Annotated in this window: 17 protein-coding genes; 5 read left to right on the top strand and 12 right to left on the bottom strand. The window is 55.7% G+C overall.

Annotation, left to right across the window (positions count from 1 at the left end):
• Nucleotides 1-25: 25 nt before the first annotated feature.
• The 3 genes from J2S20_RS09435 to J2S20_RS09445 all read left to right on the top strand — a co-directional run bounded on the left by J2S20_RS09435 (nucleotide 26) and on the right by J2S20_RS09445 (nucleotide 3,011).
• Nucleotides 26-577: an NADH peroxidase gene (locus J2S20_RS09435; RefSeq protein ID WP_106611377.1), complete on the top strand. Its 552-nt coding sequence runs from the start codon at nucleotides 26-28 to the stop codon at nucleotides 575-577.
• Nucleotides 578-744: 167 nt separating this feature from the next.
• The gene (locus J2S20_RS09440) at nucleotides 745-2,364 is read left to right on the top strand and encodes a UDP-glucose--hexose-1-phosphate uridylyltransferase (RefSeq protein WP_307255187.1); all 1,620 of its coding nucleotides are present in this window, start codon (nucleotides 745-747) and stop codon (nucleotides 2,362-2,364) included.
• The gene (locus J2S20_RS09445) at nucleotides 2,361-3,011 is read left to right on the top strand and encodes a DUF6553 family protein (RefSeq protein WP_307255188.1); all 651 of its coding nucleotides are present in this window, start codon (nucleotides 2,361-2,363) and stop codon (nucleotides 3,009-3,011) included. Before J2S20_RS09440 ends, J2S20_RS09445 begins: the two co-directional genes overlap by 4 nt.
• A gap of 181 nt (nucleotides 3,012-3,192) precedes the next feature.
• Here J2S20_RS09445 and J2S20_RS09450 read toward each other — a convergent pair whose 3' ends face one another.
• From J2S20_RS09450 to J2S20_RS09465, 4 genes are read right to left on the bottom strand one after another with little or no spacing between them, the layout of a single operon-like run.
• A complete protein-coding gene (locus J2S20_RS09450; protein ID WP_307255189.1) occupies nucleotides 3,193-4,239 on the bottom strand; it encodes a galactose ABC transporter substrate-binding protein in 1,047 nt (348 codons plus the stop codon).
• 26 nt (nucleotides 4,240-4,265) lie between these two features.
• Nucleotides 4,266-5,234: a sugar ABC transporter substrate-binding protein gene (locus tag J2S20_RS09455; RefSeq protein WP_307255190.1), complete on the bottom strand. Its 969-nt coding sequence runs from the start codon at nucleotides 5,232-5,234 to the stop codon at nucleotides 4,266-4,268.
• Nucleotides 5,224-7,077 (bottom strand): cache domain-containing sensor histidine kinase, encoded by a 1,854-nt coding sequence (locus J2S20_RS09460; RefSeq protein WP_307255191.1) that lies wholly within the window; start codon nucleotides 7,075-7,077, stop codon nucleotides 5,224-5,226. The genes J2S20_RS09455 and J2S20_RS09460 overlap by 11 nt, the downstream gene beginning before the upstream one ends.
• Nucleotides 7,074-8,678: a response regulator gene (locus tag J2S20_RS09465; RefSeq protein WP_307255192.1), complete on the bottom strand. Its 1,605-nt coding sequence runs from the start codon at nucleotides 8,676-8,678 to the stop codon at nucleotides 7,074-7,076. The genes J2S20_RS09460 and J2S20_RS09465 overlap by 4 nt, the downstream gene beginning before the upstream one ends.
• A gap of 228 nt (nucleotides 8,679-8,906) precedes the next feature.
• On the opposite strand from J2S20_RS09465, the gene J2S20_RS09470 reads away from it, so the two are divergent.
• Nucleotides 8,907-9,494, top strand: coding sequence for a hypothetical protein (locus J2S20_RS09470; RefSeq protein WP_307255193.1), 588 nt, complete (start codon nucleotides 8,907-8,909; stop codon nucleotides 9,492-9,494).
• A 58-nt stretch (nucleotides 9,495-9,552) separates the two neighbouring features.
• On the top strand, nucleotides 9,553-9,945 hold the full coding sequence (locus J2S20_RS09475; protein WP_146137117.1) for a hypothetical protein: 393 nt from the start codon (nucleotides 9,553-9,555) through the stop codon (nucleotides 9,943-9,945).
• Nucleotides 9,946-10,156: 211 nt separating this feature from the next.
• On the opposite strand, the gene J2S20_RS09480 is transcribed toward J2S20_RS09475, so the two are convergent.
• From J2S20_RS09480 to rpmE, 8 genes are all read right to left on the bottom strand, one after another.
• A complete protein-coding gene (locus J2S20_RS09480) occupies nucleotides 10,157-11,836 on the bottom strand; it encodes an ABC transporter permease subunit (RefSeq protein ID WP_307255194.1) in 1,680 nt (559 codons plus the stop codon).
• Nucleotides 11,837-11,851: 15 nt separating this feature from the next.
• Nucleotides 11,852-13,360, bottom strand: coding sequence for a sugar ABC transporter ATP-binding protein (locus tag J2S20_RS09485; RefSeq protein ID WP_106611367.1), 1,509 nt, complete (start codon nucleotides 13,358-13,360; stop codon nucleotides 11,852-11,854).
• Nucleotides 13,361-13,455: 95 nt separating this feature from the next.
• Nucleotides 13,456-14,775 carry a substrate-binding domain-containing protein gene (locus J2S20_RS09490; RefSeq protein ID WP_307255195.1) on the bottom strand — a complete coding sequence of 440 codons (1,320 nt, stop codon included), beginning with the start codon at nucleotides 14,773-14,775 and terminating at the stop codon, nucleotides 13,456-13,458.
• Between the two features lie 184 nt (nucleotides 14,776-14,959).
• Nucleotides 14,960-16,201, bottom strand: coding sequence for a galactokinase (locus tag J2S20_RS09495; protein ID WP_307255196.1), 1,242 nt, complete (start codon nucleotides 16,199-16,201; stop codon nucleotides 14,960-14,962).
• A 166-nt stretch (nucleotides 16,202-16,367) separates the two neighbouring features.
• Nucleotides 16,368-17,441: a peptide chain release factor 1 gene (prfA, locus tag J2S20_RS09500; protein WP_307255197.1), complete on the bottom strand. Its 1,074-nt coding sequence runs from the start codon at nucleotides 17,439-17,441 to the stop codon at nucleotides 16,368-16,370.
• Complete coding sequence (prmC, locus tag J2S20_RS09505; protein WP_307255198.1) at nucleotides 17,434-18,345, bottom strand: peptide chain release factor N(5)-glutamine methyltransferase; 912 nt, start codon at nucleotides 18,343-18,345, stop codon at nucleotides 17,434-17,436. Before prmC ends, prfA begins: the two co-directional genes overlap by 8 nt.
• Nucleotides 18,332-19,297: a DUF1385 domain-containing protein gene (locus J2S20_RS09510; RefSeq protein WP_307255199.1), complete on the bottom strand. Its 966-nt coding sequence runs from the start codon at nucleotides 19,295-19,297 to the stop codon at nucleotides 18,332-18,334. The genes prmC and J2S20_RS09510 overlap by 14 nt, the downstream gene beginning before the upstream one ends.
• A gap of 153 nt (nucleotides 19,298-19,450) precedes the next feature.
• Nucleotides 19,451-19,660: a 50S ribosomal protein L31 gene (rpmE, locus tag J2S20_RS09515; RefSeq protein WP_307255201.1), complete on the bottom strand. Its 210-nt coding sequence runs from the start codon at nucleotides 19,658-19,660 to the stop codon at nucleotides 19,451-19,453.
• Nucleotides 19,661-19,908 lie beyond the last annotated feature (248 nt).

A 19,908-nucleotide genomic window follows, 5' to 3' on the forward strand; every position in this document is an offset into this window, starting at 1 on the left:
AATCATATTATGAAGGAGAACGATTATGAAGAAGTGGAGATGTAAGGTTTGCGGCTATATCTGGGAAGGCGAGAATGCACCGGAGCAGTGTCCGCAGTGTAAGCAGCCGTCCAGCGCTTTCGAGGAGATTAAGGATGAGGGCGAGATGACCTGGGCTGCCGAGCATATCGTCGGCGTGGCAAAGGATGTCGATGAGGAGATCAAGAACGGTCTCAGAGCAAACTTCGAGGGCGAGTGCTCCGAGGTCGGCATGTACCTCGCCATGTCCAGAGTCGCCTTCCGCGAGGGATATCCGGAGATCGGCGAGTACTGGAAGACCGCTGCCTTCGAGGAGGCCGATCACGCTTCCAGATTTGCTGAGCTGCTCGGAGAGGTGCTGACCGATTCCACCAAGAAGAATCTTGAAATGCGCGTCGCTGCGGAGAACGGCGCTACGCAGGGCAAGGTTGATCTCGCCACCATGGCCAAGAAGGCCAACCTCGACGCAATCCACGACACGGTTCATGAGATGGCGCGTGACGAGGCACGTCACGGCAGAGCCTTCGCTGGCCTTCTGAAGAGATATTTCGGCGAGTAATTACTGCATATGTCCTGTGCCTCCAATTACAGGAATACTTTTACGACGAAAAGCGTCGGCTGTACTCTCAGCCGGCGCTTTTTGTTCTGCCCTCCGCTTTCTTATTGCATTTTTCTGCCATCCGCGCCATGATAGCAGTGACTTGATTTTGCACACAGGAGGTTTTCATGGCAACTACATTCACGATGACCGAACTCAGCTCCAACCCATATAAGGCGTCAGCCGCTCTGGTGCAGTACGGAATCCGCAGCGAACTGCTCGCCCCGGAGGATGCCGTATACAGCTATAACCTGCTTCTCGACGCACTGCAGCTCCCTCCCGCGGAGCCCCCGCTGCCGCTCTGCGATCAAAATACTGAGAACGCGGCTGATGCTCCTGCGCTCGAGGAGATACTCCGCGCGCTGCTGGATGATGCGGTGAACCGCGGCATGATCGAGGACGGCGTGACAAGCCGCGATCTCCTCGACACCAAGCTCATGGGACTTCTGATGCCGCGTCCCTCAGAGGTAATACGGGAATTCCGCGCGCGCTACGCTAAGAGTCCCGAGGCGGCGACAGATTACTTCTACGCCCTCGCCGAGAACAGCGACTACATCCGCCGCTACCGCATCCGAAAGGACAGAAAATGGATCGTCTCCACCCGCTACGGCGAGCTGGATATCACCATCAACCTCTCCAAGCCGGAGAAGGATCCCCGCGCCATCGCGGCGGCACTTAAAAAGGCACAGTCCGACTATCCGAAGTGCCTGCTCTGCCGGGAAAATGAGGGCTACGCCGGGAGGCTGAACCACCCCGCAAGGCAGAACATTCGCCTGATTCCCCTGACCCTCGGCGGGGAAGCGTGGTTCCTCCAGTACTCTCCCTACGTCTACTACAATGAGCACTGCATCGTCCTCTCCGGCGCGCACACGCCGATGAAAATCGACGAACAGAGCTTCTCCCGACTGCTGGAATTCGTCACACTCTTCCCGCACTACACTGTCGGCTCAAACGCCGATCTCCCGATCGTCGGCGGCTCCATTCTGACGCACGAGCACTATCAGGGCGGACGCTACAGCTTTGCCATGGCGCGCGCCGCTCTGCGGGAGGAGCTGCACTTCACAGACTTTCCGGATATCCGCGCAGGCATCGTAAACTGGCCCATGTCCGTGATACGCCTGACCGGCAGCGACCCACAGCGCATCACTGCGCTCGCCGGACACATACTCCGCTGCTGGCGCTCCTACACAGATGAGAGCGCCGACATCCTCTCCCACGGCGACAGCGCGGCGGAGGCCGTTGCTTTCCAGGGTGCGCCGCACAACACCATCACCCCGATCGCAAGGAGAAGGGAGGCGCTCTATGAGCTGGATCTCGTGCTGCGGAACAACAGAACCACGGAAGCATACCCGCTCGGCATCTTCCACCCGCATCAGGAGCTGCACCACATCAAGAAAGAAAATATAGGTCTTATTGAGGTAATGGGCCTCGCGGTGCTCCCCGCACGTCTCTTAAAGGAGCTGGAGGCGCTGAAAGCTGTGATACTCGCGGGCAAGAATCCCGCCTCGGAACCGGAGCTCGCCCCGCACGCCGCATGGGTCGCCGACATTCTTAAAAGGCACCCGGAATTCAGTCCCGAAGCAGTGCAGGACAGCGAAAAATCCCGCGCCGCGCTGGAGCACCTGCTGGAGGAGGAGACGGGGCTCGTCTTCGCAAGAGTACTGGAGCACAGCGGTGTCTTCAAGGACAGTCCGGAGGGACGGGCGCAGTTCTCCCGCTTTGCGGCGGCAGCGGGGGCCGGGGCATGAGCAGCTCTCTTCCCGCCGAAAAGCTCGCCGACTGGCCTGCACACTACTACGAGCTCACGGACATCGATCTCCGTGAGGCCTGTCTCCTCCATATTCTGAAGGAGCAGCCGGACTCCGAAGACAATAAGATACGCCTGATGCTCCTCCGCCGCCGCTTTGGCTCCTCAAGGGAGGCTCAGCGCATCCTCGACGGCGCGCCGCACAGAAGGAGAGCGCCCCGCCCGGACGCCTTTCTCCGCGCCTTTATTCTCCTGAAGGCGGGGTATCACCGCGGCTCCTCCCTCCTGAACAGAAAACGGGAAAAAGCTGAGTTCCGCGAGCACATGCGCGCGCTCTGCGCACCCGAATTCTGGCCCGAGCCCTTTTACAGTGCGGAGTGCTGCCTGCCGCTGCTGTACGCAGAGTGGGAGGACCTCGCGCGCTGCTTCATCGGCAGCTGCGCGCGGGATTCCAGCTATCGCTCCGTCCTGTTCGGAATGATCTCCGTGAGCGAGGAGAACATGGCGGAGCGCATCCGCAGTGAGATTCTGCTGGTCTGTGAGGAAATTCCACAGCAATTCAGTGCCGCAGAGGCACTCCTTCCGCTCCGGGATATCATGCTGCGCGTACATGAAGCGTATTTTCCTGACCGGAAGCCGCTGTGCTGATGAGATTTCTATTCGTCAGGCGAGGGGGCTGTACGCTCCCGGACGCAGCACTGAAATCACATTCCTCCTGATTTTTTAACAAAACAAAAACACCTGCTGTAATGTGCCGCCCCCAAAAGTTAGACCTAAAAATCTAACGATTGGAGGTCGGTATTTTTACGGCTGAATTTATATTTGGCAGTTATTCCTCCCTCCGGAAGCAATCCACATTCTCCGGAGTGATCTTCTGATAGGGCAGGCGAATGTACTTGCCGTCGATTAGCTCGTAGTCCTGAAGCTCTGTTCCTCCGGCGACGGAGAGGCAGAGCGCAAACATGGCCTCCGCCTGTCCCCTTCCGTCATTGTAGACCGTTCCGATCATCTCCCCCTGCTTCACGGCGCGGAGCCCCGGCTCCGTGCCGTCTATCCCCACAATGATGGGACGGCGCTCCTCCGGGATCTCCGCATTCTTGTAGGCATCGATCGCTCCCAGCGCCATGTCGTCATTATTGGAAAGTATCATCTCTATGGCTTCTCCATACTCGCTGACCATCTGCGACACCTGCGTCTGCGCCTGCATCCGGTTCCAGTTCGCAAGCACATATCCCAGCTTCTCCAACGGCACCCCCTGATCCAGAAGTGTGTTCACGCAGTACTCCGTCCGCACAATCGCGTCCTGATGGCCGACCTCGCCCTCCAGCACGATATACTGTATGCTTCCGTCTCCATTTCTGTCCACGGAGGGGTCTGTGTTGCAGCGCTCCGCTGCGATCTGTCCCTCGAGGATCCCCGACTCAAAGGCATCCGCCCCGACATAGTACAGCCTGTCCCAGCGCAGCAGATCCTCCTCCACGAGCTCACGGTTGAAAAAAATCACCGGAACGCTGTTTTTCTTCGCCATATCAATGATTTTGGTCGGTGCGGTGCGGTCCACAAGATTGACGCAGATCACATCGCAGCCGTCCTCAATGAGCTTCTGTACCTGACGGTTCTGCGTCTGCTGGCTCTTCGCGGCATTGAGTATCTCCAGTGTGATATTCTCCTGCTGCAGCGCTGCCTGTTCATTAAAATGCATCATGAGCTCAGAAATAAAGGTATCGTACTGATCGTAGAGCGTCACACCGATGCGTATCTTCCGCGGCTGTGTCTCAGCACTCTCCCCGCAGCCGGTGAGACAGAACAGAAAAAGCAGCAGGAGACACACAGCGCGCCGATAAAAACCTTTCCCTGCAAAAAAGTCCTTGTCCATCGTTCTCTCCCTCCCGGTCCGTATCATCACTGCACCAGCGGAAACAGAAGCTTCTGGTTCTCGCTCTCAAACATGTTTTCATGGGAAATCACGCGGAACTCCACGCTCTCCTCTCCCGCGGGATCCCCCCGCTTCTCAAGATGTGCCGCAGCCTCAAGCACAGCCTGATAGCCCATATTGAACTCGTTCACCACAATAAGCCGCTGCACCGCGCCCTGATCCAGCGCGTATACATTCTGATCGGAATTTCCGACCCCAAGCAGCAGCGGCTTCTCCTCCCGTTCAGCGGCATAGCTCACGGCGAGTGCCAAACTCTTATCATCCACCGCGGCAATCGCATCTGCCTGCTGCAGTTCATCCGCCGCTCCGAACTGCGCACCGCCATCCTGTCCGCTCTCCTGCTCCCAGACCAGCTCGAGAGAGCTCCCGGCCAGCACATTTTTCATCCCCTTCACCCTGCGCTGCAGAGAGGACTGACGCGTATTGTCGCAGAGTATGCCGACCGTCCCGTTTTCTGCTGCGGCAGCTATCAGCTCCCGGCCGAGCGTCTCTCCGATTGCGTAATCGTCCGCTGTGACACTCTCCCACACAGCTCCCGGCTGACTGACCGCAGTGGGCACCGTATCCACCAGCACAAGCACTGTCCTCCTGCTGAGCCGCTCCACCATCCCGGCGGCGCCCTCGCTCTCCGGAAGCTGCAGGACGATCGCGTCCGCGCCCTCAGACAGCTCCTTCTCCGCGAGCGCCTCGACCTCTTCGAGCGTCCGGAGCTCATTTGTGCTGACATAGTTTAAGCTGATGCCGCTGTCCTCCGCACTGCGCATGAGCCCGGCCTGAAATGAGACCCAGCGGGGCAGAGTGCTCTCGCTCACAATCACTGAGAGCTGGTGCTTTGGCTGCACCGTGTGCGAGGAGCGGAGCGAAGCAAAGGCGGCAACAATCACGGAGAGCAGGATCACGATCGGAAACCGGCTCAAAAGTCCATCATCCTTCATGCCTCTCTCCTCCCTCCGGCAGCTGCTCCGGCTTTTTTCCCTCCTCCAGCAGCCTCAGATTCTCCTCTGTCGCCGGAATGGCCGGGAGCCGTATCGTCACCTCGGTTCCGACATCCGGCTCGCTCTCCACACTGAGACCAAAGCGCTCTCCAAAGCGCAGCTGTATGCGTCTCTGCACATTGATGAGTCCCACTCCGGAGCCATGTCCGCGCATCCGGCCTGTGTCTTTTAGCAGCTCCCCAAGCTCCTCCTCCGGTATGCCGTAGCCATTATCCCTTACACAGATGCGGATCTCCCCGTCCTGAAGACAGGCCCGCACGGAGATCTCCCCCTCGTCCTCCATGTCCTTCACCCCGTAGTAGATCGCGTTCTCCAGAATCGGCTGTACGATCAGCTTCACCGTACAGCAGTCCCGCACCTCCGGGGCAATATCATAATGCACAGAAAAGCTATTCTTAAAGCGAACCTTCTGAATATTCATGTAGTGCTCGGCGTGATGCAGCTCGTCCCCGAGCCGTATGATCGTCTTACCGCGGCTTAAACTGATGCGGAACAGACTCGCCAGCTCGCTGATCATCGAGACTGCCTCCTCGTAGCGTGCGCTCTCAATCATCCACACGATGGAATCCAGCGTGTTGTACAGAAAATGCGGGTTGATCTGCGACTGCAGCGCATCCAGCTCACTCTTTCGCTTTTCCTCCTGCTCGATCACGATATCCCGCATGAGCCGATTGATCTGCTCCACATAGCTGCGGAGTGTCCTTCCGAGATGCTCCACCTCCGTGCTGCCGCCGACATAGATCTCCGGGTAGAGATCCTGCCCCGACTCCAGCTTCCGTATGGACTCATTCAGCCGCATCAGCGGCTTCGAGATACGCGCCGCCACAAGGCGGTTCACCAGCAGCACCGCAAGAAGCACAATTGTCACCATGAGTATCGCAATGAGCCTTGTATTCGTGAAATCCAGCGCAAACTCACTCTCCGGCATCACACTGATCAGCTTCCAGCCGGTGTAGCTCACCGTGTCCACGATGATCTCCCGCCGCTCCCCCTGAAAATATTCGCTGTGCACACCGTCCTCATAGCGCACGGCCTCAGCATTGTTCTCCCTGACAAAGCCGGAGGCGATCTGCATCTGCCGTGGGTGATAGATCAGCTCTCCATTGCTGTCACAGAGGTAGACATAACGGTTGCCGCTGTCCGCATTGACCTCGCTCAGCATCTGCTCTATGGTGCTGTAGTTCATATCAACCAAGAGAATGCCCTCTGAGGGATGCCCGTGATCTGTCAGATCCACAAGGCGGCTTAAGGAGATCACCCAGTAGTAGCGATAGCTCGGATCGTCAAAGAGATTCTGCACATGCGGCACGGAGAAGTGCAGGTTCTCCATCTCCCCTGTGGCGCTCCCGAACCACTCCTGTGCGCGGACATCAATCGCCTTCTTCTGCACAGCAATCGGAGAGGCCGAGAGCAGCGTCCCGTCCTTTCTGTAGAGCGCAAAACTGATGAGCCCGTCCCGGTTTGCCTCATAGAGCAGATCCATCTCATCGTCAATGCTCTCCGTCCCGATATCCTTATCCTTGATCACCGCATAGTACATGGCGTCCGCAATGCGGCGCATATTGCGGAGATAGTCCTCGAGATTTGCAGAGGTCTGATTCAGCACCTGCTCCGTGCTCTCGATGAGAATCTCCTCAGAGCGCTGCACAAAGAGACGGTACAGTCCCACCCCCAGCACAGTCGTACAGACTGCCGATACGATGGAGAAGGATACCAGTATCGTAAAGCGTATGCTCCACGGCAGGGCAGCAAAAAAGCGCCTCTTCTCTTTTCTGTCCATCATCTGCTCTTGCCCTTCGACGACTTGTATCTGGAGGGTGATACTCCAAACTGCTTTTTGAATACATAGCTGAAGTAGTTCGGGTCGCTGTAGCCGACCTGCTGCGCTATGATATAGGTCTTCTCATCCTTCCCGAGCAGAAGCTTCACCGCCTTCTCCATGCGAAAATCTGTCAGATAGTTGATAAAGGTCTTCCCGGTCTCCCGCTTGAAGATGGTTGAAAAATACGCCGCACTGACACCCAGATGGCCGCACACCGCATCGACGGTAAGCGCATTGTCCGCGTAGTGATCCTGCACGTAGTCGATGGCACGTTCCGCAAAGGAACGCGTCGTGCTGGCGCGCTTGTCCCGTATCATCAGCCGCATCTTCCGGCAGACCACGCTCATCCACTCCTCAAACTCCTTCGCCTCCAGCTGCTGAATGGTGCGGTACATCTCGTCATTATCCCCGAAGATCTCCTCCGGCGGAAGCTCATTGTCCCGGGCAAAGCGGTACAGCTCTCCCACCACCCCCATAATAAAGAAGCGGTACTCCTGCGGTGAGCCCGCGGCACTCGCACTGCCCGCAATATGCTCCGCAATGGCCCCGGGGAGCTCCTCCGCGTGATCCATGCGGATCATGCGGAAAATATTCCTCATCGCATCATCGCTCCCGCGCTCCGTGCTGTTCTTCTCCTGCGGCGCGATCTCCGCGATGTTGATGGCCCGGTCCGTCCCGTAAATCATGCGGTAGGAGACAGCGCTCCGCGCGCCGGTATAGGAAGCCGGCAGCTCGGAGAGCCGGTTGCAGCACTGCCCCACTCCGGCACTCACCGTGGCGCGCAGCATGCTCTTGGCGAGACGGCAGAAGCGGTCACAGGCATCCGTAAAGGGAATAATCTCCGCCTCCTCCCCGAGCTGAACAATCATGACCGTATTTCCGAGATAGGAGAAAAAACGCCCGTTCCAGTTCTCCTCCATGCGCTCCTGCACGAGCTTTCGGACTGATACCGCCAGCAGAACAGGACTCATGCCCTCGGGAAGCGCTGAGCTGCTGATATGAAACACGGCAACCGCATAGTTCGGCCCGTCAAGACTGATGCGATAGTCCTCCATCTGCTGTCTCAGCTCCGTCTCAGAAAACTTTCCCTCGATCAGAGAGACGTAGAAGTTCTCCTGAAGGGTCGGCAGACTCTTATTGTAATACTCCTGAAGCATCTTGAGGCTCTGCTCCTCATCATGCTCCCGGTCCAGCTGCTCCCGGATGCGGAGAAAAACCTTCGAGAGCTCGCCCGCATTGATCGGCTTCAGAATATACTCCTCCGCCTCCAGACGTATTGCTGTGCGCGCGTACTCAAATTCATCAAAGCCGGAGAAGATGATGATGCGGACATTCGGATAGAGCTCCTTCATGCGGCGGCTCAGCTCCAGTCCGTCCATATACGGCATCTTGATATCAGTCATAACCACGTCGGGGATCTCCTCCTCCGCCATGTCCAGCGCCTCCAGACCGTTGCGGGCGTAGCGGGGATGCTCATAGCCCAGCCCGTTCCAGTCCAGCTTATTGATGATCGCGCTGCTGACATCCTCCTCATCATCCACCATGAGACAGGAATAACGCATACGGCCCTCCTTATATGTATGGGTTCAGTATCCTTGGCACTGTAATCGCTCCTATTATAGCATAAGCCAGGACTCGCAAGGCATACTTTGCACCGGCTCATAAAAGCGTACTTTCCGATTGCTGTTTTTCGTCAGTACCTATGCTATAATGAAAAAAAATTCTCACTTTTTATCCAGAGTCCGCAGGCGGACCTCAGCACGAAAGTCAGACGAAAGGAGAAAATGCAAATGAAAAAGACAGGAATAGGAACATGGACAAGAGTATTGCTTTTCTCGCTGCTGTTCAGCTGCTTCACCTCCATCTCCGCCTATGCGGGGGGATGGGAGCTGGATCAGATCGGCTGGTGGTATCTGGAGGATGACGGAAGCTATCCGCGGAACGGCTGGAGAGAAATTCACGGCAACTGGTTTTACTTCTACGACAGCGGCTACATTGCTCAGAACACCACCACACCGGACGGCTATTATGTGGACAGCAACGGCTGCTACATCGATCTCTCCCAAAAATACAGTGTCGTAAACCAGGTGTATGGTTTTGAGACGATAGAGCTGGAGGTGGGGCAGTACTCAGGTGACGGAAGAGTCTACGTCGCGGTGCTCATAGACGGCAGGGAGAGCTGGTACGGCGAGGAGTCTGCGGTGTTCGCCTGTGGCGGGCAGGGCGTGGAGCTTCATTTTTCCGGAATCCAGGGCTATGACGGTCAAACTCTCACGCTCAGCTGGATCGTAGACGACCCGACCTACGGTGTCTATGTGAAAGGCGGCGGACTGCCGGAGGCACAGTATGACTATGTGCGTCGGCTCAGCGGAAACTGAGACAGACCGTCGCATAGCAGAAAAATATGCGAAAAGGCAGAAACAAAGGAGAGCATTCTTGAAAACACTGCAAAGAATCAGTATCCTCATTGCCCTTATTTTCAGCGCCACAGCGATTACACTCGGTGGGTGTACCCATTTCACAGGCAACACTCAAACAGAGACCTCTGAGAGTACTGCATTTCAGGCGCTCTGCGATCAGAGTGTTATCGCAAAAGCATATGCGGATCAGTGCCTGAATCACTATCTTGAGCCCTTTGATTCTGATTACAGACCTGTCGAAACAGCTTATGGATTTGTGACCGGTCAGAATCCTGTATTCTTAGTGCGCTATAAGTGCAGCAACGGCATTGGCGATATATTCTACGGTTATAAAATACGCATAAGTGACGGGGGAGAATGCAGCATCATGGAGGAAGGAAAGAATACCGCAATTACTCTGCTGGAGTAAAGAAGAAACCATCCTCCATTTTACATTTTATTGTCGCTTTTTCACAGGTTTTTGCATGTAAATTATATTCCATTTATATATTACTTTCAACTATTGCCTATGATTTTACGGGACTGATAAAAGAAATGCCAGATTCAGCCATTACTGAATCTGGCACTTCTCATTGAGAGACTTATTTTACCAGTCCCTTTAAAGATAGTAAATTCTGCCGTCACTTCTTCTGCACGTACTTCAGGCAGTCCAGGGTGACAGCCGTCAGAATGATGATTCCCTCGAATACGAACTGCAGGTTTGTGTCGATACCGAGTATCGTGAGGGAGTAGGTCAGCGCTGTGAAGATGAGCACACCGACCACAACGCCGGAAATCTTACCGATACCACCGGTAAAGGAGACGCCGCCGACCACGCAGGCCGCAATCGCATCCATATCCCATCCCTGTCCGTAAGCAGCAGAGCCGGAACCGACCATACGCGCACACTCAAGCCATGCTCCGAAACCATACAGCACGCCTGCCATCATAAAGGCGCCCATAGTCACCGCAAATACGGAGATGCCGGACACCGCAGCCGCCTCCGGATTGCCGCCGACCGCGTAGAGATTCTTTCCAAAGCGGGTCTTGTTCCAGATGAACCACACCACGCAGATCGCTGCGATAGCCCAAAGTATAATGGTCGGGAAGCCATTGATCTTCGGAACTATCATTCCTGGAATATCCGATTCGATCGCACCGAAGGACACACCCTTGGTCGCATAGGTCACGAGGCCGAAGATCATCAGCATGTTGGACATCGTGGAGATGAAGGGATGCATCTTGAACTTCGCTGTAAAAAAGCCTGCAATCGAGGTGAAGCAGACGCAGAACACAATGCAGCAGAGCAGAGCAAAGAGCACCCTTCCCGCCAGCGGCATACCCGTGAAGTCAAAGATATGTCCAAATACCGCACCGGTGTTTGCACCCTTGTGCATGATGATGGTCGCGGTCACCATGCCCATACCGACCATACGGCCGATGGAGAGATCGGTTCCGGTCAGAAGGATGAGTCCCGCCACCCCCAGCGCAAGGAACATGCGCGGAGACGCCTGCTGAAGAATATTCAGCACATTATTAAAGGTGAAGAGCTGTGTGTTCTTTATGATTGGTGTCACGATGCTCAGTGCAATAAAGATCAGCACGATCACGATATACAGACCATTCTTTAACAGGAACTGCTTTCTGTTGAAGGTGTACCGGTAGTTCTCAAGCTTCTGTGCCCGATCCTGTGCAAGGGTAAATCTGGAATTCCGGAGCAGGTCGATCAGGTGATACTGCTGCACAAAGGCCTCGTGTTTTCTGTCCTTGATGAACTGCAGGGTCTTCTCATGATTCAGCTTTGCATCGAAAACCTTGTTCTTGTAGACATAATTCTCATCCTTCAGCTCCTGGGAGAGCTCGGGCGCATTCTCCTGCTTCAGCCGCGCGAGCTCCTTCTCATGTGCGGCTCTGAGCTCAGAGAGCCGTGCGCTGTACTCCTGTACCGCCTTCTCTTTCTCCGCTGCACAGCTCGCAGCCACCGGCTTGAAATACTCCCTGTCGTAGTGCTCCTTCAGGTAGCTCTCCGCCTTTGCGACGAGTCCGGAAATCTCCTCCTTATGGCTCGCCTCAACGGCCTTTGCCTTCTCCAGAAGCTCTTTGTCCTCTGCGATGAGAGCCTCCTTCTCCTCGCGGCTGTGATTTCTGTCCTCACGGATCAGCTGCATATGGTTGGTCAGATACTGCACCTGATCACTGCCGTCCTTACGCAGCGCGTCAATTTTCTCCTGAATCTCACCGACATAGTCTGTGATCGGCTGAAGCAGCTTCTCCTCCTGCTCGGCAGTGAGGATTCCGGCCTGATTATTTGTCTGACTCATAAGCTTCCCCCTCTATTACAGATACTTGGCGCTGAGCCTTAACAGCTCTTCCTGATTGGTTTCCTTTGTATTTACAATTCCGGAGAGATAGCCGTTCGACATAACGCCGATGCGGTTGGTGATACCCAGAATCTCCGGCATCTCGGAAGAGACGACGATAATCGTCTTGCCCTGCTTCGCCATTTTGATAATCAGATCATAAATTTCATACTTCGCTCCGACATCGATGCCGCGCGTCGGCTCGTCCATCATAAAGATCTTCGGATCCCGCTCCAGCCACTTTCCAAAAATCACCTTCTGCTGGTTGCCGCCCGAGAGACTGCTGATGAGATCCTCCGGCCCCATGCACTTCGTGTGCATGATGCCGATCTGGTTCACAGTCGCCTTCACCATCTTTGCGTCTGAAAGCGCGATCCCGGATCTGTAGTGCTTTAGGTTTGCGATCGTCGTGTTGAAGGTGAGATCGCCCTTGAGGAAAAGTCCGTTGGCCTTTCTCTCCTCAGTGATCATCGCAAAGCCATGATTCATGGCCTCCTTCGCGCTGTTGAAATTCATCAGCTTTCCATTGTAGTAGACGCGCCCCGCCGCCCTGGTGCGCACGCCGAAGATGGTCTCCAAAAGCTCTGTTCTTCCCGCACCGACCAGTCCGTAGAGTCCGAAGATCTCGCCCTTCTTTACGTCGAAGCTGACATCCTGAAGATGCGGCTCAAACTTCGTGGAGAGATGCTGAATCGAAAGTACTGTTTCGCCCGGAACATTATCCACAGGCGGAAAACGATTGTCCAGAGAGCGGCCCACCATCGCCGCAATCAGTTCATTCAGATTTGTGTCCTGAACGTCCTTCGTCGTGACCAGTTTACCATCCCGCAGCACGGATACCTGGTCGCAGATCTCGAAGATTTCGTCCATTTTATGAGAGATATAGATCAGGGAAATGCCCCGATCTCTCAGTTTCCGCATCATGTTGAAGAGCTTTTTGACCTCCGGCTCCGTGAGAGATGAGGTCGGCTCATCCAGTACAATTATCTTTGAGTTATAGGAAATAGCCTTTGCGATCTCGCACATCTGCCGCTGGGACACAGACATATTCCGCATCGGCTGAGTGAGGTTTACAGTCATGCCGAGCTTTCTGAAGAGCTCTGCCGCCTCTTTCTTCATGCGTCCCTCATCCACCACACCCGCCGAGGTCAGCGGATAGCGTCCGAGGAACAGATTATCTACAACGCTTCTTTCCAGACACTGGTTCAGCTCCTGGTGAACCATGGCGATTCCGTTTTCCAGTGCATCCTTCGGCCCGGAGAAGCTGATCTCCCTGCCGTCCAGAACGATATCGCCCTCATCCTTCTGATACGTGCCGAAAAGGCACTTCATCATCGTGGACTTGCCTGCGCCGTTCTCCCCCATGAGACCCATAACCGAGCCGCGCTTCAAATCCAGATTGATATGATCAAGAACTCTGTTGCGCCCGAAAGACTTGGACATACCGCGAATTGATAAGATGATATCGTCTTTCCTGTCTGACATTGTTCTTACTCCCGTTTGATTGATCCCTTGTTTTAAAAAGAGGTTATCAGGAAGGAGGATCCCCTCCTGATAACCTCTCGGTCACAGCTGATTCATTACTGATTCAGAATTGCAGTGTAGGATGCCGCATTGTCCGTCTTCACCATGTTGATTGCGAATGCATCATACTGGCTCGGATTGCCAAGACGGTTGGTGATATTGGACTCGGTCTGTCCGTCGCCGCCGATGTACTCAACCTTCAGGTTCAGAAGATCATCGTAGTTCTCAAGCAGCGGCTGATAGGTTGCGCTGAGGAAGTTATCTGCAGCATTGTAGATATTCAGCCACACGCTCTTCTCCGGATGAGCTGCCGCATCGAGCTGCATGGAAACCGGTGCGTACACCTGAGTTGCATCCATGAAGTCCTTGTAGTTCTCAGAGGTAACAGCAAGGTTCAGAGCATAGTAGGAGCGCTCCTCCTCAACATACTTGTAATCGGTGTCGGAGAGTACGTTTCCGGCATCATCTGCGGTGCCGATACCCATATCGACATCCACACCGTCAAGCATATTTCTCAGAACACGAAGGGTCAGATAAGCCTGAACGTCAGCATGCTGGCTGATGGTTCCGCCGTAGCCCTCTTCAATTGCAGCAACTGCGTCGCTGTTTGCGTCATAACCGAAGGTAGGAACCTTGTTCTCCTTGGACCATGCATTGAACATGGACATGCCCATGCCGTCGTTGTTGGAGACGATCACATCGATCTGATCACCGAAGGAAGCGGACCAGGTGCCGATGCCGTTTCCGGCAGTCGCAGCATCCCAAGTCGCGCCTGCGGAGTTCTTCATCTCCTGAGAAGCGAGCTCACGGACGGTAAAGGTCTTTCCATCCACCTCAAGGGTGCCGTCCTGAACAACCGTTGCGGAACCGTCTACATTGGTTCCTGCCGGATCGGAGACAATCGCGCCGTCCTTCTCGACTGCGGTACCGAGAGCCTTACGTGCGCCTCTGGTACGGGCAATGGAGTCATTGTGGCCGATGTCGCCGATTGCGAGGACGTAACCGATGGTGCCGTCGCCGTTGCGGTCGATCTCTTCTGCATGTGCCTTGATATAATCAACAACCATCTGACCCTGGAGGTCAGCGCCCTGATTTGCATCGAAGCCCACATAGTAGGTCTTGTCGTTGAAGTTCAGAGCATCCTTGTCGAGCTCACCGGTGGAGCTGTTGGACGGCTGACGGTTGAACCAAACGAGGGGCTTATCCTTGTTTGCGATCTCGCCGCCCGCCTCCGCGGTGGTCTCCTGAGCGGTGGTCTCACCCGCCTGCGTCTCCGCCGGAGCTGCCGTAGTCGCCGGTGCAGCGCTTCCGCCGCAGCCTGCCAGAATCGTCATTGCCATAGCAACTGCTGCCATAATGCTGATTCTCTTTTTCATAATTGACACATCCTCCTTTTCTTCATGCAGTTCCCTGCATTTCCGTTTACAGCACAAATTATAACAATGGGCGGAGACAAAAAAATAGGATTTTCTATAATATTCCTAGAAAATCCTACTCTGTTTCGTTTTTTTATGTGCTTTTACACAGAATTCTATGTGCATTTTTTCGTCAGGCAGCGCTTTACAGCCTCACTTCTACCGCACCGCCCTGGCGTATGCCCATCACATAGATATTTTTCTCTCCGACATAGGGCGTCATATACTCGATAAAGTGCTCCCGCTCCGCCTTGGGCAGCACCACCATGATAACCCCCGCAAAGCCGCCGCCGTGAATGCGGCAGGCCCCCTGTCCCGCTCTTCGGATATAGAGCTCCGAGAGCGCCAGCATGAGCGGTATGGACTGCTCCCTGGGCGCGGCGGCCACGTAGCCGTTCTGCAGCCACTTCCAGGAGGAATTGCCCCCCTCCGTGATGAGCTCCAGCATACGATCCGCCTCTCCCGCGCGAAGCGCCTCCACCGCGCGATCCACTCTGCTGCACTCCTCGTAGTAGTGCAGGGCGCGAAGCAGTGCCCGGTCATTCTGAAGCTTCTCTCTCAGCTCCGGGAGCCTGCACAGCAGCTGCGCCTCATCCGCCTCGCAGAGATTCTCCCCGCCCATCAGACGCGCCACCTCACGCATTTCATTCGGCATCGCGGAATACTCCGCCCCGAGATCTGCATGCCCCTTGCCCGTATTGATGATAAAAAGGTCCATGCCCAGCTGGTCAAAGGAGAAATCCACCCGCTCGTACTTCACCCCGTCAGAAAAATCCAGCAATATGGTCCCGCCGACTGCGCAGGCCATCTGATCCATGAGTCCGGATGCCTTGTTCCACCAGTGATTCTCCGCGTACTGTCCCATGCGCGCATAGTGTGCGCAGTCAATTGCACCGTCATTATAGAAGTGGTTGATGATGGCACAGATCAGCATCTCAAAGGAGGCGGAGGAACTGACACCTGCCGCCGCGATCACCTCCGTCGTGACGTAGGCAGAGAAGCCGCCTGTGCGGAAGCCGAAGCGCTGTGCCGCCTCCGCGATTCCTGCTACGAGGGAGATGCTCCCGCACTCCTTCGGTGTCTCGGGAAGCTTCCTGAGATCCAGCGTGATCGGCCGGTAGCCCTCGCTCACGATCGTGATCACCGGCTCCTCTGTCCTTGCCGCCGCACAGATCGTATCCAGCGTGATGCTCGCCGCGAGTATCCTGCCGCCGTTGTGATCCGTGTGATTCCCGATGATCTCAGTCCGCCCCGGTGCGGAGAAGTAGCGAAGCTCTCTCTCACCGAAGTGCTCCCTGAACTTCTCCTCCAGATGCCGGTAGCGCTCCGCCGCCCTGCCGGCATCATCCCCGTAAAGCTCCTCTAAACTCAGTGTTTGTCCGTTCATATCGCAGCTCTCCTGTCCTTTTCATTCAATCCCTGCCGCCTTCTGCCCGAAAACCGCCTGCGCCGGATCATACAGCACGCCTTTCTGCTCTGCCCCGCATGATGACTGGCAGCCTTCCTCCCGCATCATAACACAGTCTGCGCCCGCTGCAAGCAGAAGCTTCCGCTCAGTGCTCCTCCATGCGGGAAAGCTTCTCAGCCTGATCCGCCGCGATGAGCGCATCCAGTACCTCGTCGAGCTCCCCGTTTATGATCTGATCGATCTTATAGAGCGTCAGCCTGATTCTGTGATCCGTGACGCGCCCCTGCGGGAAGTTGTAGGTACGTATCTTCTCCGAGCGGTCGCCCGTGCCGATCTGGCTGCGCCGCGCCTCTGCCTCCTCCGACTGACGCCTGGTAAGCTCCAGGCCATAGAGCTTGCTGCGCAGCAGTCGAAAGGCCTTCTCCTTATTCTGAAGCTGCGACTTTTCCGTCTGAGAATAAATCACAATGCCGCTCGGCATATGGGTGAGGCGCACGGCGGAGTCCGTTGTGTTGACGCACTGTCCGCCGTTGCCCGAGGCACGCATCACATCAATGCGGATATCGTTCATGTCGATCTGTACATCGACCTCCTCCGCCTCCGGCATCACGGCTACACTCGCGGTGGAGGTATGAATTCGGCCGCCGGATTCTGTCTCCGGCACGCGCTGCACCCGATGCACGCCGGACTCATACTTGAGGCGAGAGTACGCCCCCCGTCCCGAGATCGTCGCAATAACCTCCTTAAAACCTCCAATGCCGTTCTCATTCAGGCTGTCTATCTCCACACGCCAGCCGTGCGTATCCGCGTAGTGCTGATACATGCGAAAGAGAGAGGCAGCAAAGAGCGCCGCCTCATCACCACCGACACCCGCACGTATCTCCAGCACGATATTCTTTTCATCATTCGGATCCTTCGGGAGCAGTAGAAGCTTGAGCCTCCCCGAGAGCTCCTCCCGCCTCCGCCTTGCGTCAGAGAGCTCCTCCTTTGCCAGCGCACGGAGCTCCTCATCCCGCTCCGTATCCAGCATGGTGCGTGCATCCGCCTCGTCCTGTCCTGCCGCCTGAAACAGACGATAGCATTCCACCAGCGGCTGAAGCTCCGCCTGCTCCTTCATCATCGCGCGAAAGCGCTTCTGATCCGAGCTGACCGCCGGATCCGAGAGTCCTGCCATCAGCTCCTCATAGTGTGTAAGCACCTCATTCAGATGTTCAAACATAGGCCATCCTTCCCGTCACGACGCGATCCAGCCCCGCGAGATCTCTCACACAGCGCAGCTCCTGAAAGCCCTGCGCCCTGAGGAGTGAGAGCACCGCCTCTCCCTGATCAAAGCCGATCTCAAGACAGAGCCGCCCGCCCGGCAGAAGGTGCGCCGGGCTCTCCTCTGCCAGTCTCCGGTAAAAACTGAGTCCGTCTCCGCTCCCATCAAGCGCGAGCAGCGGCTCATGTTCCCGCACCTCCGGCATCAGTGAAGCCACCACCTCCGTCCTGATGTAGGGCGGATTTGCAGTAATCACATCGAAGCGCCGCGCTGTCAGCGCGGAAAAGAGATCCGAGCAGAGAAGCTCTGCCTCAATCTGGAGCCGCCGCACATTCTCCGCTGCGACTGATAGTGCATCCCCGGAAATATCCGCCGCGGTCACAGAGGAAAAGCTTCCCAGCCGCGCAAGGGCGAGCGCGATACAGCCGCTTCCGGTGCAGAGATCCAGAAGCGTCTCCCCCCGTTTCCGCTGCTCTGAGAGCACAGTCTCCACCAGAAGCTCCGTGTCCTGACGCGGAATCAGCACACGCCGATCCACATAGAAATCAAGTCCGCAGAAGCTCTGCTCATGGGTAATATACTGAAGCGGTTCATGTGCCGCGCGCCTTTGAATTGCCTCTAAAAAGCGCTGTACCGCGTTCTCCCCGTCCTCTGAGAGTCTCTCCGGGCTTTCCTCATAGTGCAGCAGCAGCTCATTCCAGCGCAGAGAAAACGCGTGCAGAAAGAGCAGCCGTGCGTCTGTCCCGGCCTCCTCAACACCCGCCTCTTTGAGCTGTCGCTCCCCCTCGCGAAGCAGCGAGCGGCAGCTCAGAAACGCTTCTCTCTCCGGCATACGGCTCCCTTCGCCCTCAGTCCGCATCATCCGACCAGTCAAAATGCTCCTTCAGATAGGCTCTCCAGTCAAAGACCGCCTCCACCGCCTGGATCGCGACCTCTGCCATGTCCGCCGTGGGCTCTCTGGTCGTGAGCCCCTGCATCCACATCCCCGGTCTGCTGAAGATATTCACGACGCAGGAATCATGTGTCCCCGCCCAGCGCAGAAATTCATAGGATATGCCCGCAATCACTGGAATCAGCAGCACGCGTGAGAGCGCCCGCATCCAGAGAGTATCTGTGCGTATCACCATGAAAAAAAGAATGGAGATCACCATAACGATCAGAATGAAGCTGGTTCCGCAGCGCTTATGCTCCCTGGAGCTCTGCATCACATTCTCCACCGTGAGCGGAAGCCCGTGCTCCACGCAGTTGATGCACTTGTGCTCCGCGCCGTGATACATAAAGGTGCGGCGGATATCCTCCATGCGCGAAATCAGCTTAATATAGCACACAAAGATCAGGATACGCAGCACCCCCTCGAAAAATGCAACCAGTGTCTCGCTCCCGGTGAGCTGCTTGAAAAGTCGCGCCAGAAACATCGGCAGCAGCATGAAGATACAGATCGCCGCGAGGAAGGAGCCGCCCATAATGATACCCATAATCACAGACTCCGCCTTCTCCCCGAAGGTTCTGTCAAGCCACTGCTCCAGACGGGATGGCTCCTCCTCTTCTCCGGCTGCCTCGGCGTAGATCGAGGCGGACCAGTTCAGGGAGCGCATTCCGAGTATCATCGAGTCTGCAAAAGCAAAAACGCCGCGCACCAGCGGAAGTCTGAAGAAGGGATGCTTCTCCGTCATGCTGACATAGTGCTGCCGCTCCACCGCAATGCTGCCATCCGGTCTCCGCACCGCACAGGCGTAATCGTCCCGGTTTTTCATCATAATTCCCTCCAGTATCGCCTGCCCGCCGATACCGGAATACTTCTGTCTCTCTGCCATAAATCCCTGCCCATTCTTTTTTGCCGCGATGCCGACAGCTTCAGTATTTTACTTATTTAACTCCAGCTATTCAGTTTGCCTCAGCTATCGCGCAGATACAACAACGGGGCTGAGTACGACTTCTCATACTCAGCCCCGTTTACTTTACTCTTATTACTGCGCGGCCTTAACGCCGTACTTCCTATTAAACTTCTCGATACGACCACGCGCACTGGCAGCCTTCTGCTGACCGGTGTAGAAGGAATGGCACTTGGAGCATACCTCTACGTGGATCTCCTTCTTCGTGGAGCCGGTTACAAACGTGTTGCCGCAGTTGCAGGTAACAGTTGCCTGATAGTAATTAGGATGGATACCCTCTCTCATTTGACTCACCTCATTTCAATCATGTTATCTGAAAGCGGCAGACCGCTTTTTCAATCGCCAAAGATACTATTCCTTAGAACAGCTTTGATAGTATAGCACGCACTTTTCTGATTTGCAAGAGATTTTTATCTGTGCTCTGCGGGGATTTTCCGGTCTAGATTGCAAGATCAAGTAGGACAGTCTGAAATAATTCCTCCGGCGAACTGTAGTGAAAGGACTTTCGGGGGAGTTGATTGATCCAGTTCTGT

The sequence above is a fragment of the Moryella indoligenes genome, assembly GCF_030812885.1.
GTDB lineage: Bacteria > Bacillota > Clostridia > Lachnospirales > Lachnospiraceae > Moryella > Moryella indoligenes.